The organism is Streptomyces sp. NPDC048111, from assembly GCF_043202815.1.
Classification (GTDB): domain Bacteria; phylum Actinomycetota; class Actinomycetes; order Streptomycetales; family Streptomycetaceae; genus Streptomyces.
Genome location: NZ_JBIDBD010000041.1, coordinates 1 through 13725 on the forward strand (window position 1 = coordinate 1; position 13725 = coordinate 13725).

The 13725-nt window shown below is 71.4% G+C and carries 11 protein-coding genes; 7 read left to right on the forward strand and 4 right to left on the reverse strand.

Annotated elements, in window-relative coordinates; translation table 11 throughout:
* Positions 1 to 309 precede the first annotated feature (309 nt).
* Positions 310 to 1527, reverse strand: a complete 1218-nt coding sequence (locus ACGF3I_RS32855; protein ID WP_393138552.1) for an extracellular solute-binding protein — start codon at positions 1525 to 1527, stop codon at positions 310 to 312.
* A gap of 283 nt (positions 1528 to 1810) precedes the next feature.
* On the opposite strand from ACGF3I_RS32855, the gene ACGF3I_RS32860 reads away from it, so the two are divergent.
* From ACGF3I_RS32860 to ACGF3I_RS32870, 3 genes are all read left to right on the forward strand, one after another.
* Complete coding sequence (locus ACGF3I_RS32860; protein ID WP_393138554.1) at positions 1811 to 2869, forward strand: ROK family protein; 1059 nt, start codon at positions 1811 to 1813, stop codon at positions 2867 to 2869.
* On the forward strand, positions 2869 to 4014 hold the full coding sequence (gene nagA, locus ACGF3I_RS32865; protein ID WP_393138556.1) for an N-acetylglucosamine-6-phosphate deacetylase: 1146 nt from the start codon (positions 2869 to 2871) through the stop codon (positions 4012 to 4014). Before ACGF3I_RS32860 ends, nagA begins: the two co-directional genes overlap by 1 nt.
* A 77-nt stretch (positions 4015 to 4091) precedes the next feature.
* The gene (locus ACGF3I_RS32870; RefSeq protein WP_393138558.1) at positions 4092 to 5012 is read left to right on the forward strand and encodes a 1-phosphofructokinase family hexose kinase; all 921 of its coding nucleotides are present in this window, start codon (positions 4092 to 4094) and stop codon (positions 5010 to 5012) included.
* 27 nt (positions 5013 to 5039) lie between these two features.
* On the opposite strand, the gene ACGF3I_RS32875 is transcribed toward ACGF3I_RS32870, so the two are convergent.
* The gene (locus ACGF3I_RS32875) at positions 5040 to 6035 is read right to left on the reverse strand and encodes a CBM35 domain-containing protein (RefSeq protein WP_393138560.1); all 996 of its coding nucleotides are present in this window, start codon (positions 6033 to 6035) and stop codon (positions 5040 to 5042) included.
* A 111-nt stretch (positions 6036 to 6146) separates the two neighbouring features.
* Positions 6147 to 7820, reverse strand: coding sequence for a diguanylate cyclase CdgB (cdgB, locus tag ACGF3I_RS32880; protein ID WP_393138562.1), 1674 nt, complete (start codon positions 7818 to 7820; stop codon positions 6147 to 6149).
* Positions 7821 to 8149: 329 nt separating this feature from the next.
* Between cdgB and ACGF3I_RS32885 the strand changes: the two genes are divergently transcribed.
* Positions 8150 to 8716 carry a flavin reductase family protein gene (locus ACGF3I_RS32885; protein WP_393138564.1) on the forward strand — a complete coding sequence of 189 codons (567 nt, stop codon included), beginning with the start codon at positions 8150 to 8152 and terminating at the stop codon, positions 8714 to 8716.
* Positions 8717 to 8891: 175 nt separating this feature from the next.
* Positions 8892 to 10547 carry an FG-GAP repeat domain-containing protein gene (locus tag ACGF3I_RS32890; RefSeq protein ID WP_393138566.1) on the forward strand — a complete coding sequence of 552 codons (1656 nt, stop codon included), beginning with the start codon at positions 8892 to 8894 and terminating at the stop codon, positions 10545 to 10547.
* Positions 10548 to 10631: 84 nt separating this feature from the next.
* Here ACGF3I_RS32890 and arfB read toward each other — a convergent pair whose 3' ends face one another.
* The gene (gene arfB / locus ACGF3I_RS32895) at positions 10632 to 11066 is read right to left on the reverse strand and encodes an alternative ribosome rescue aminoacyl-tRNA hydrolase ArfB (protein WP_393138623.1); all 435 of its coding nucleotides are present in this window, start codon (positions 11064 to 11066) and stop codon (positions 10632 to 10634) included.
* A 171-nt stretch (positions 11067 to 11237) separates the two neighbouring features.
* On the opposite strand from arfB, the gene ACGF3I_RS32900 reads away from it, so the two are divergent.
* Together ACGF3I_RS32900 and ACGF3I_RS32905 are read left to right on the forward strand one after the other, a co-directional pair.
* Entirely contained in the window at positions 11238 to 11813 is a 576-nt protein-coding gene (locus ACGF3I_RS32900) for a TerD family protein (RefSeq protein WP_393138568.1), read from the forward strand.
* A 368-nt stretch (positions 11814 to 12181) separates the two neighbouring features.
* On the forward strand, positions 12182 to 13684 hold the full coding sequence (locus ACGF3I_RS32905; protein ID WP_393138625.1) for a M4 family metallopeptidase: 1503 nt from the start codon (positions 12182 to 12184) through the stop codon (positions 13682 to 13684).
* Positions 13685 to 13725: the final 41 nt, after the last annotated feature.

The following is a 13725-nucleotide window of genomic DNA, read 5'->3' on the forward strand; positions in this document are numbered from 1 at the left end:
GGGCGGAGCCCCTCAGCGGGTCTGGGGCGCAGCCCCAGGGCTCAGCCGGTACAACCCGCTGCACGGGCGGGCGGGTGGGCAAACCCCCCGGGGTCCGAGGGGCGGAGCCCCAGGGAGCCGGGGCCCATCCAACCCCCGTCACGGGCGGGCGGGTGGGCAAACCCCTCGGGGGGTCTGGGGCGGAGCCCCAGGGAGCCGGGCCCCCGGCCCTGGGCAACCGCCGGGGCCCGGGGCGCAGCCCCAGGGGTCGGCTCGGGCAGCGGGTGCGGGGGCGCTTCGGGGTTTGGGGCGGGCCCCAAGGGACCAGGGTTATTCGGCGTTCTCCGCGTCCATCGCCACCTTGGCCACATCCTGCAGCACCGCCTTGGGCGACCCCCCCGGCGCCACAGCCGAGCCGATCTTCTTCTTCACCGTCTCGCTCACCTTCGGCCACGACGTCTTGCCCACCGGCGGCAGCTCGGACGTCGGCAGTGCGGCCAGGAACGGCTTGAGCTCCTTGTGCTTGGGGTCGGCCGCCATCGCCGAGGACGCCGACACCGTGGACGGCAGCAGGTCGTACTGGTCGGCGAACTTCAGCACGTTCTCGTCGGAGAACGTGAAGTCCAGGAACTTGCCGATCTGCGCCCGGTGCCCGCCCTGCTTGAAGCCCATGATCCAGTCGGCGACGCCCATCGCCGCCTTGGCCTGCCCGTTCTGGCCGGGCAGCGGGACCATGCCGAACTTGATGCCCTTCTTCTTCGCCTGCTCCATCAGCGAGGGGTGGCCGTTCAGCATGCCGACCTCCCCCTTCGCGAACGCGTCGAACGCGTCCTGCCGGTTCAGCTTGGCGGGGGCGACCGGGCCGGTCAGCTCGGGCTCGACCAGGTTGCTCTTGAGCCAGTCGAAGGTCTGGATGTTCTCCGGCGAGTCGATGTCGTAGCCGTCGACGGTGTTCGTGTAGCCGCCGTTGCCGCTGAGCATCCACATCATGGTCTCGGCCTGCGCCTCCTCGCTGCCCAGCGGCAGCGCGAAGGGGGTCTTGACGCCCTTGGCCTTGAGCGCCTTGGCGTCCGAGGCGAGCTCGGCCCAGGTGGTGGGCGCCTTGATGTGGGCCGCGTCGAACAGCGTCTGGTTGTAGAAGAGCAGGCGCGTGGAGGCCACGAACGGCATGCCGTACTGGACGCGCTTGACGTTGCCCGCGTCCGCGAGCGGGGAGAGGAAGTTGGCCTCGACCGGGATGGAGAGCAGCTGGTCGACGCTGTAGAGCTTGCCGCTCGCCGCGTAGTCGGAGTACGCGCCGATCTGGGCGATGTCGGGGGCGTTGCCCGCCTTCACCATCTCCGCGACCTTGGCGTCGACCACGTCCCAGGAGAAGATCTGGACGTCGACCTTGATGTTCGGGTTCTTCTTCTCGAAGTCGGCGACAACGTTGTGCCAGTACGTCTTCGTCGTGTTGCCGCCGGATATGTCGTAGTCGGCGGCCACCAGTTTGAGGGTGACGTCACCGGAGCCGCTCGACCCACCGCACCCCGAGAGCACTGCCGTCATACCGAATGCGGCAACCGCCGCGGTCAAGCCCAAGAAGCGCCTGCGCACGCGCTATCCCACCCTCGTTGTGATCCTGACGGATCCAGTCGGTCCCCCGTGACGTCCTGTATGTGAGCTGCGATGTTCCCTCATACGGGGGGATGAGGTCTACACCAGTCGCATATCGCTTCCGCAACGCCCGGTGCAAGAGTACATTGGGGCGCTTTCCGCGCAGAAAGCGCTTTCTACTCCGCTCGGTGAGTGGACTAGACCTTTAGTGGGTGTTGGCGCGAGACTGTCACCCGTGAGACACGTCATCGCCCTGGATGTGGGCGGCACCGGGATGAAGGCCGCCCTGGTCGGGGCGGAAGCCGCGCGCTCCGGGGGCAACCCCCCGGGACCGCCCGAGCTCCTGCACGAGGCCCGCAGACCGACCGGCCGCGAGCGCGGCCCGGAGGCCGTCGTCGAGTCGATCCTCGCGTTCGCCGCGGACCTGCGGGCGTACGGCGAGGAGCACCTCGGCGAGAGCGCGCTCGCGGCCGGCGTCGCCGTGCCCGGCATCGTGGACGCCGAGAACGGCATCGCCGCGTACGCCGCCAACCTCGGCTGGCGGGACGTACCGATGCGCCGGCTGCTCAGCGAGCGGCTGAACGGCGTACCCGTCGCGCTCGGCCACGACGTACGCACCGGCGGCCTCGCCGAGGGCCGGATCGGCGCGGGCCGGGGCGCCGACCGCTTCCTGTTCGTGCCGCTGGGCACCGGCATCGCGGGCGCCATCGGCATCGACGGCCGGGTCGAGCCCGGGGCACACGGCTTCGCCGGCGAGATCGGCCACATCGTCGTCCGCCCCGGCGGCATCCCCTGCCCCTGCGGTCAGCGGGGCTGCCTGGAGCGGCTCGCCTCCGCCTCCGCCGTGACGCTGGCCTGGGCCGAGGCGAGCGGCGACCCCGACGCGGACGCGGCCGACTGCGCCAAGGCCGTCGAGTCCGGGGACCCCCGCGCCCTCGCGGTGTGGCGCGAGGCGGTCGAGGCGCTCGCCGACGGCCTGGTCACCGCGCTCACCCTGCTCGACCCCCGGGTGCTGATCATCGGTGGCGGACTCGCCGAAGCCGGGGAAACCTTGTTCGTACCGCTGCGGGCGGCCGTCCAGGAGCGGGTCACCTTCCAGAAGCTGCCCGAGATCGTCCCGGCGGCCCTCGGCGACACGGCCGGCTGCCTGGGCGCGGGCCTGCTCGCCTGGGACCTGGTCGCCCAGGCCGCTCCCCCCTCCCCCGCCGCTCCCGGCCCCGACACCCGCACATCCGACACCGGCTCCCACACCGACACCGACTCCGGCTCCGACTCCAGTGAGGTAACCGCCTGATGGCCGCATCGAAAGTTCTCTCCGGCGCCCGCGTCGTCCTCCCGACCGGGGTCGTCGAGAACGGACGCGTGATCGTCGACGGCACCGTCATCGCCGGAGCCGCGCCGGGCGACGCGCCCTCGATCGACCTCTCGGGCCACTGGGTGGTGCCCGGCTTCGTCGACATGCACAACCACGGCGGCGGCGGCGCCTCGTTCACCAACGGCACGGTCGAGGACGTCCTGAAGGGCGTGCACACCCACCGGCTGCACGGTTCGACCACGGTGGTCGCCTCCACCGTGACCGGCGAGATGGACGTGCTGGCCCAGCGCGCCGGGCTGCTGTCCGAGCTGGTCGAGCAGGGGGACCTGGCGGGCATCCACTTCGAGGGCCCGTTCATCTCGCCGTGCCGCAAGGGCGCGCACAGCGAGAGCCTGCTGCGCCACCCGGACCCGGCCGAGGTCCGCAAGCTGATGGACGCGGCCCGCGGCACCGCGAAGATGGTCACCCTCGCCACCGAGCTGCCCGGCGGCCTGGACTCGGTGCGGCTGCTCGCCGAGCACGGCGTGATCGCCGCGATCGGCCACACCGACGCCTCCTACGAGCAGACCGTCGAGGCGATCGACGCGGGCGCCACCGTCGCCACCCACCTCTTCAACGCGATGCCCCCGCTGGGCCACCGCGAGCCCGGCCCGATCGCGGCCCTCCTGGAGGACGAGCGGATCACCGTCGAGCTCATCAACGACGGCACCCACCTCCACCCCGCGGCCCTCGAACTCGCCTTCCACCACAAGGGCGCCGACCGCGTCGCGTTCATCACCGACGCGATGGACGCGGCCGGGTTCGGCGACGGCCTCTACCACCTGGGTCCGCTGGAGGTCGAGGTCAAGGAGGGTGTGGCCCGGCTCGTGGAGGGCGGCTCGATCGCCGGCTCCACGCTCACCCTGGACCGCGCCTTCAAGCGCTCGGTGACCGTGGACGGTCTGTCCGTCGAGGACGCCGTACGGGCCCTGTCGGCCAACCCGGCCCGGCTGCTCGGCCTCGACGACAGGGTCGGCTCGCTCGAACCGGGCAAGGACGCCGACCTGGTGGTCCTGGACGCCGACTTCGCCGTCAAGGGCGTTCTGCGCAAGGGCAGTTGGGTCGTGGAGCCGCAGCTCGGCTGAGCGTGCCGGCCGCGGTGCGCGGACGGCGGCCGGTCCGGGGTCTGGGCCTGCCGCCGTCCGTTTGGCATGATCACCCCGTGATTGTGACCGTCACGCTGAACACCGCACTCGACATCACCTACCGGGTCCCCGCCCTCGTGCCGCACGCGAGCCATCGCGTCGAGGAGGTCGTCGAACGCCCCGGCGGCAAGGGCGTCAACGTCGCCCGGGTGCTCGCCGCGCTCGGCCACGAGGCGGTCGTGACCGGGTTCGCGGGCGGCCCGAGCGGCGAGGTGCTGCGCGCGCGGCTCGCCGGCCTCGCGCCGCGCGACGAGCTGGTTCCGGTCCAGGGCGACACCCGGCGCACCATCGCCGTGGTGGACGCGGCGAGCGGCGACACCACCCAGCTCAACGAGCCGGGCCCGCTCGTCTCGCCCGCCGAGTGGGAGGCCTTCCTCGCGGTGTACGGGCGGCTGCTGGCCGACGCCGACGCGGTCGCCCTGTGCGGGAGCCTGCCGCCGGGCCTGCCGGTCGGGGCGTACGCGCAGCTGGTGCGGCTGGCCCGTACCGCGCAGGTGCCGGTGCTCCTGGACACCAGCGGCGAGCCGCTGCGGAGGGGCATCGCGGCGCGGCCCGACCTGGTGAAGCCCAACCTCGACGAGCTGGCCCAGCTGACGGGTTCGCGCGAGCCGCTGCGGGCCGCGCGGGACGCGCGCCGGCGCGGGGCCCGCACGGTGGTCGCCTCGCTCGGCGCCGACGGCCTGCTCGCCGCGTCCTCCGAGGGCCTGTGGCAGGCGGCGCCGCCTGCCGCGGTGCGCGGCAACCCGACGGGCGCGGGCGACTCGGCGGTGGCGGGGCTGCTGTCGGGCCTGGTCGAGGGCCTCGACTGGCCGCAGCGCCTGACCCGCGCGGTCGCGCTGTCGGCGGCGACCGTACTGGCGCCCGCGGCGGGTGAGTTCGACCGGGAGGCGTACGAGAAGATGCTCGGCTCGGTGCGCGTGAGCGAGCACGCGCACTGAACCGGGCATCCCGGATGTGACGGTGCGTCAGGCGGCGGACAGCCAGAGCTGGTCGAGATTGGCGTTGCACTGGTTGCCCTGCTCGCAGGACAGCTTGATCTCGTTGTCGCCCTTGTCGAGCGTCACGTTGGCGAACGTGGTCTGCCAGCCCTTGGCCCAGTCACCGGCCGGCGAGTGCGCGAAGTTCTTCATGTTCATCGGGCGCGATTCGGCCTTGCCGTTGAGCGTTATCGTCGCGTTCGCGTCCGTGCCGGGGACACCGAAGCGCAGGTTCAGCTTGTACGAGCCGGCCTTGGGCACCTTCACCTTCCAGGTGACCGAGGAGCCCACGCTGTTGAAGTTGGTGACGAACGCCCCGCCGGTTCCCTTGGCGCCCGGCACATTGGTGCCGACCTGCGCCGCGCCGCCCAGGGTCAGCGTCGCCGCGTCGCCCTTGGGAAGTTCCGCCGGGGCCGAGGGCGAGGACGACGGATCGGTGCTGGGGGAGGCCGACTGGCTGGACGTCGACTTGCCCGGATCGGCCGCGTCGTCCTTCTTGTCCTTGTTGTCGCTGTTGCTGACCAGCGCCACCGCGATGCCGACGACGACGGCCGCGACCACGGCGACCGCGCCGATGAGCAGGCCCTTGGTGTTGGGGCCGCGTCCGCCGCCACCGGTCTGCTGCGGCGGCGGGCCCTGACGGGGCGGGCCGCCGGGGTAGGTCTCGGGCGCCGCGTACTGGGCGGTCGGCTGCCCGTAGGGCGCGGCCGGCTGCCCGTAGGGCTGCTGGGGGCCCTGCTGGGGCGGGCCCTGGTACTGCTGCTGCGGGATCTGGCCGCCGTACTTGCGCTCACCGACGGTGCGCACCTGGTTGTAGGACGTCCGCGGGACTCCGGGCTGCTGCCCCACCGTCGGACCCGGGTAGCCGTAGCCGCCTCCCGCGCGGGGCGGGTTGGCCCCCGCGGCCTGCCCGTCCTCGTAGAGGTAGCCGAACGGATCGTCGTCCTCGGGGGTGTTCGCGCCGTTGTTGCCGGGCGTCGTCATCCGGGGTCACTCCTCACTGTCCGCCAGCCGTCGCCGACCGGCCGAGCCTACCCCGAACGGGCCACTGCCCGGTCTGGCCCGGGTCACACGTGACCGGCGGCCCCGGCCGGGTCAGCCCGCGCGGCGGTGGACCTTGGAGCGGGAGCGCTTCTCGATGTACATCCGCTGGTCGGCGGAGCGCAGGACCTCTTCGACGGACATGCCGCAGCTGGCCCAGCCGATCCCGAAACTGGCGCCGACGCGGACCGCGCGGCCGTCCACCCGGATCGGCGGAATGATCGCGTTGCGCAGCCGTACCGCCAGGTCGGCGGCGTCCGCGGCGCCGAGTCCGTCGGCCAGGACGACGAATTCGTCACCTCCGAGCCGGGCGACGGTGTCGCCGTCGCGCACCCCGGTGGTGAGGCGGCGGGCGACCTCGATGAGAACCGCGTCACCCGTGTGGTGGCCGAACCTGTCGTTGATCGACTTGAAGCCGTCGAGGTCGCAGAAGAGCACCGCGAGCCCCTTCGTACCGTCGTCAATCTCACTGTCGGGGGCCACGGTGTGGACGTGGTGGTCGTAGGGCCCGCCGCCGGGCACCGCCTCGAAGTCGAAGCCGTCGGCGCGGAAGGCGTGCCCGTGCGCCTCGGCCTCGGCGGCTCCCGGCGCCCGCCCGTAGGCCGCGTCCAGGGAGTCGGCCGCACCCGCCGGACCGGCGGAGTGCGGCCGGGGACAGAGCCGGGCCGAGAGCCTCGCGCGCAGTTCGGCGCTGTTGGGCAGGCCGGTGAGGGCGTCGTGCGAGGCGCGGTGGGCGAGCTGGAGCTCGTGCCGCTTGCGGTCCTCGATGTCCTCGACGTGGGTGAGCAGGAAGCGCGGCCCGTCGGCGGTGTCCGCGACCACGGAGTTGCGCAGCGAGACCCACACGTAGGTGCCGTCGCGCCGCCCCAGGCGCAGCTCGGCCCGGCCGCCTTCGGCCGAGGTGCGCAGCAGCGTCCCTATGTCCTCGGGGTGCACGAGGTCGGCGAAAGAGTAGCGGCGCATGACGGAGGCGGGCCGTCCCAGCAGCCGGCACAGCGCGTCGTTGGTGCGCAGCAGCCGACCGTGCTGGTCGCCCCCCATCTCCGCGATGGCCATGCCCGACGGCGCATACTCAAAGGCCTGCCTAAAGCTTTCCTCACTGGCGCGCAGGGCCTGCTGTTCACGCTCCAGGCGGACCAGCGCCCGCTGCATGTTTGCGCGCAGCCGCGCGTTGCTGATCGCAATGGCGGCCTGCGATGCATACATCTGGAGGGCCTCGCGCCCCCACGCGCCGGGCTTGCGGCCGTTGCGGGGTTTGTCGACGGAGATGACGCCGAGGAGCTCCTGGGTGCCGCCCGCCGAGTACATGGGGGCGTAGAGGCGGTCCTGGGGGTGCCACTCGTCCGCGAACCGCGGGTCGGGCCCCTCGGTGTACCACTGGGGCACGTCGTCCTCCAGGAGCACCCAGCCCTCGGTGTGCGGGATGAAGCGCAGGCCGTCCCAGTCCTCGCCCATCGCCAGGCGCCGTTCCCAGGACGTCCGCGAGCCGACCCGGCCGGTGATCAGGGCCTCGGCGGCGGCGTTGCCCGCGAAGGCGGCGACGACCAGGTCACCGTCGGGGCGTACGAGGTTGACGCAGGCCAGCTCGTAGCCGAGCCCGGCGATGACGCCGTCGGCGACGGTCTGCAACGTGTCCGCGAGGCTGCGGGCCGTGTTCAGCTCCCCGACCACCTGGTGCAGCTGCCGCAGGGTCGCAAGACGGACGTAGGGCTCCGACTCGGTCTCCATCGCTCGCTCTCCCCGAGACCTCGACAGCAACTCCTGGCTTCAGATCGGCATTCCTTTTCGCACTGTCCCGCCACTGAATCACAGCGAGCTGTCTAGCCGGTACACAGGGTCAACAAATAGTGCCTTCTGTGACTCAAGTCACAGCAGATGATGGGGGGTTGGCCGTTCTTTCCGTCTTTGCCCCCTACCTTTCCTGAACGCAAACTGAGAACGGCCGGTGAGCGGACCGCGCCCGCGGCGCCCGCGCCCCGGCTCGGCCGCGAGACCTAGGTCCCGGCTGGTCCCGGCGCCCGATGCGGCCCGCGGTGGCAGGAGACTAGCGTTCCGGTGTGCCGCAGACACCCCTTACCGCCGCCCTTTCCGCACTTGCCACCGAAACCCCGCATCCTGTGGGGGTGAGCAATGACGAGTTCCGCGCCGCGATGTCCCGGCTGGCCGCCGGAGTGGTCCTGGTGACCGCGCACGACGGCGACCACGGGCCGCGCGGCGAAGACGTCGGCATGACGGCGACGGCCTTCCTCTCGGTCTCCCTCGACCCGCCCCTCGTACTGGTCTCGCTGCGGTGCGGCTCGCGGATGGACGACCTCCTGGCGGAACAGCCGCTGTGGGGGGTGTCGATCCTGTCCGAGAGCCAGCGCCACATCGCGGGCCGGTTCGCCATGAAGGGCCGCATCAGCGACCGCCTGCTGTTCGAGGACATCCCCTACACCCGGGGCGAGGCGAGCGGCGCTCCCCTGGTGGGCGGTGCGCTCGCGACGCTCGAATGCCGTACGGAGCGACGCGTGGAGGCCGGCGACCACACCCTGGCCATCGGCCACGTCCTGACCGCGTCCCTGCCGAGCGCGGAAGGGGGGCCGCTCACGTACTTCCGGGGGCGGTATCGGCAGTTGGGCTGAGGGAGCCGGCGCTCGGGACGACACGGGTGGTTCCTTCTGTGACACGGCTGTCACAAAAGCCCCTTTCCTCTCCCTGATCACATGCGTACGCTCGCTTTACATTCCGGGCACACGCATTTCACAGCCCGGCCATATCCGTACGTCATCCACGTACGCAGTTGTCCCGGGGGGGATCATGCGCAACACCCGACTCACCCATGCCCGTCGCATCGCGGCGTGCACGGCCATCGCCATCGCGGCCGGCACCCTGCTGAGCACGCCGGCGCTGGCCGAGGACAAGGGACCGGGGGCACCGAAGGCGGCCGCGGCGAAGATCAAGCCGAGGTTCGACTGGGACGGCGACGGCAAGGGCGACATCGTCTACCGCAACGCGGCCGGCGTGATCACCACCCTGAGCGGCGGCGGCGCGGTCGACACCGCTCCGCTCGTCCTCGACAACCCGCACGCCGACATCAAGAGCCTGCTGACGCCGGGCGACCTGACCGGCGACGGCAAGCCCGACGTCCTGTGGACCGACTCCGTCGGCAACCTCTACGCCCTCACGGGCGGCGGGCCCCAGGCGGGTGCCCAGGCGTACAAGCGGCTCAGCTCGGGCTGGAACATGTACGACGCCGTCGTCGCGGCCGGCGACCTGACCGGGGACGGCAAGAATGACGTCCTCGCACGCACCGCCACCGGCGATGTGTACCTGTTCCCCGGCACCGGCAACGTCGACTCCCCCTTCGGGGAGAGGACCAAGGTGGCCACGGCCTGGGACGACTACGACCAGATCGTGGGTGTCGCGGACGCGGACGGGGACGGCATCGGCGATGTGTACGTACGCACGCGGGCCGACGACCTCCTGTTCATCGGCGGTACCGGTGACGCGGCCAAGCCCTTCAAGGCTCCGGTCGAACTCGGGGCCGGCTGGCACTCCTACAACCAGCTCCTGACGGCCGACGACACGGACGGGGACGGAATCTCCGACCTGCTGGCCCGCACCCGGGACGGCCGCCTGTACACGTACAAGGGGCTCGGCAACGGCCGTTTCGGCACCCCGGCTGTCACCGCCTCGGGCTGGCAGGCCGCCTTCGTCCTCGGCAACGCGGGCGGCCACCAGGCCGTCGGCAAGAACGTTCTGGTCACCGCGGACCCGGCGGGCCGCAACGAAACGCGCACGGTGACCAACGACGGCCAGTTCACCAACTCCGTGCCGTGGGAGTCTCCGCAGAGCGGCCGGACCACCGTGGCCGTGGCCAACTCGCTGAGCGACTCGGGCGAGGCGACCCGTCTTCAGACGCAGAACGGAGAGCTCTGGGTCGACCACTTCGGCCGGCCGGCGACCAGCCTCGGCAAGGGCTGGGACGCCTACACCTCCCTCGTCGGCCCCGGTGACGTGAACGGCGACGGCCACAACGACCTGCTGGCCCGTGACAAGGCCGGCGTTCTCTGGCAGTACCTGGGTGACGGCTCGGGCACCAAGTTCTCCGCCCCGCAGCGCCTGGGTGCGGGTTGGAACGCGTACAACAAGCTCGTCGGCTCCGGCGACATCAACGGCGACGGCAAGGCGGACCTGCTCGCCCGCGACACCAACGGCCACCTGTGGCTGTACCCGGGAACCAGCGACATCGCCACGCCGTTCGGCGTCCGCAAGGACCTCGGCGCGGGCTGGAACTCCTTCACCAAGCTGGCGGCCGTGGCGGACGCGACCGGTAACGGCACCACCGATCTGATCGCGGTCGACGGGTCCGGCGCCGGGAAGCTGTACGACGGCCAGGGCGCATACGGCGGCAAGTTCAAGCCGGCATACAGCCTGGGTGGCGGCTGGGACGCGTACACCGAGCTGTTCTGAGCCGCTACCGGCTCCGGTCGGCCATGACGGGGCACGCCCCGGCGCGGCCGGCCGCGTCCCGCGGACCGTCTCGGCCGGACGGCTTCACCAGTCCCGCCCCGTCCGCCCCTTCTTCGTCTGCCCCCGGGCCTTCTTCTCGCGCAGCCGCCGCTCGTTGATGCCGCGCGGGATCCTGGTCGGCCGGCGGGGCTTGGGCGGTGGGGCGGTGGCCTCGGCGAGCAGGGCGGCGAGGCGGACCGCGGCGGTCTCGCGGTTGCGCCACTGCGAGCGGTGCTCGGAGGCGCGTACGGAGACGACGCCGCCCACCAGACGGCTCGCCAGCCGCTCCAGGGCCCGGGCCTTCCAGACCTCCGGCAGCGCCTCGGTCCTCGCGAGGTCGAAGCGGAGCTCCACCTGGGAGTCGCTGGTGTTGACGTGCTGGCCACCGGGCCCTGACGACCTGGAGAAACGCCAGATCAGCTCGGCCTCCGGGAGGGAGACGGAGCCGCGGATGACATAGGGCCCGGACATGACATCCATGGTGACGGCTGCGCGGCACCACGTCACCCGCTTTTGTGTGTGCGATGGTCCTGGCAAAGAAAGCAAAGCGGGATGGAACCTCCCGGTCCCCTGCCGACGTTATGGGAGATGACGGTAGCTTCGGGACGGCTCGAAGCCCGCACCCGCAGATCAAGACGAAGGGGACATCCCATGGCTGTAAGCCTGTCCAAGGGCGGCAACGTCTCGCTCACCAAGGAGGCCCCGGGCCTGACCGCCGTCACGGTCGGCCTCGGCTGGGACGTCCGCACCACCACCGGAACCGACTTCGACCTCGACGCCTCGGCCATCGCGGTGAACGCGACGGGCAAGGTCTACTCCGACGGCCACTTCGTCTTCTTCAACAACAAGTCGACGCCGGACCAGACCATCGTGCACACCGGTGACAACACCACCGGCCAGGGCGAGGGCGACGACGAGGCGATCAACGTGAACCTGGCGGGCCTGCCCGCCGACATCGACAAGATCGTCTTCCCGGTCTCCATCTACGACGCCGAGACCCGCTCGCAGAACTTCGGTCAGGTGCGCAACGCCTACATCCGGATCGTCAACCAGGCCGGCGGCGCCGAGATCGCCCGCTACGACCTGAGCGAGGACGCGGCGACCGAGACCGCGATGGTCTTCGGCGAGCTGTACCGCAACGGCGCGGAGTGGAAGTTCCGCGCCGTGGGCCAGGGGTACGCCTCGGGCCTCGTCGGCATCGCGCAGGACTTCGGCGTCAGCGTCTGACGCCCCCACCGCGGCCGCCCGCGCGGCGGTCGTCACCGAAGTGCCCCCGGCCCGTCCGCCGGGGGCACTTCCGCGTGTACGGCCGGATGCCCGCGCCGCTCGCCGCCGGGCGCCCGCCGCGCGCACCCGCCCGCCTCCCCGGACCCCGCTCCCCCGCCTGCCCCAACTGCCGCACGCGCGGCTGGAATTAGTCGCTCAACGGACAGGACCAACCTGTTTTCGGACACGATCAGGTCAAATACTTGTCGGGTCACTGTCAAGAAGTGGTCACCGGCTGGCAGTCTCCAACTCGCCCCCACGGAACGAGTGAAGGAGAACACCGAGTGCGAACCACTCTGCGTGCCGCCGCTCTTGCAGCATCCGCCGCCATGGTCGTCGTCGGCGTACAGGCCGGCTCGACCGCCGGCGCGACCGACCGCGCCGCCGGCGCCACCGCGCTCGACCTGACCAGCGCCCAGCGCTCCGACGCCCTGCGTTCGGCGCAGGACACCGCGCCGGCCACCGCCCAGCGGATCGGCCTCGGCTCCCAGGAGAAGCTGGTCGTCCGCGACGTCATCAAGGACGCCGACGGCACGGTCCACACCCGCTACGAGCGCACCCTCGACGGCATGCCCGTCCTCGGCGGCGACCTCGTCGTGCACTCCTCGAAGGACGGCGCCCTCAAGGGCGTCACCAAGGCGACGGACGCGAAGATAGCCGTCGCCACCACGACCTCGCTCAAGGCCGCCCCCACCGGCTCGCGCAAGGTCGTCTGGGCCGCCACCGGCAAGCCGGTCCTCGCCTACGAGCGCACCGTCACCGGCACCCAGCCGGACGGCACGCCCAGCCGCCGTGACGTCGTCACCGACGCCACCACCGGCGCCCAGCTCTTCTCCCACGAGGAGATCGAGACCGGCACCGGCACCAGCGAGTACTCCGGCACGGTCACGCTCGGCACCACCAAGAGCGGCTCGACCTACAGCCTCACCGACGCCGCGCGCGGCGGTCACAAGACGTACGACCTGAAGGGCGGCAGCTCCGGCAAGGGCACGCTGTTCACCAAGTCGACCGACACCTGGGGCAACGGCTCGCCGTCCAACCGCGAGACCGCCGCCGTCGACGCCCACTACGGCGCCGCCGAGACCTGGGACTTCTACAAGACGGAGCTGGGCCGCAACGGCATCGCCGGCAACGGCAAGGCCGCCTACTCGCGGGTCCACTACGGCAACGCGTACGTCAACGCGTTCTGGGACGACAGCTGCTTCTGCATGACGTACGGCGACGGCGAGGGCAACAAGAAGCCGCTCACCGCGCTGGACGTGGCCGGCCACGAGATGAGCCACGGCCTGACCGCCGCCACCGCCAAGCTGAACTACAGCGGGGAGTCCGGCGGCCTCAACGAGGCGACCAGCGACATGTTCGGCACCTCGGTCGAGTTCTTCGCCAACAACGCCTCCGACAAGGGCGACTACCTCATCGGCGAGAAGATCGACATCAACGGCAACGGCACGCCGCTGCGCTACATGGACAAGCCGAGCAAGGACGGCGCGTCGGCCGACTACTGGTCGAGCGGCGTCGGCAACAAGGACGTGCACTACTCGTCCGGCCCGGCCAACCACTTCTTCTACCTGCTGTCCGAGGGCAGCGGCGCGAAGACCATCAACGGCGTGAGCTACAACTCGCCGACGTACGACGGCTCCAAGGTCACCGGGATCGGCCGGGTCAAGGCCTACAAGATCTGGTACAAGGCGCTCTCCACGTACATGACCTCGACCACCAACTACAAGGCCGCGCGTGCCGCGACCCTGAAGGCGGCGGGCGACCTGTACGGCACCACCAGCACCGAGTACAAGACGGTGGCGGCCGCCTGGACCGCCATCAACGTGAAGTGACCCGCACGCCCTAGGTCACCTCGCACCCAGCTCGACCCACC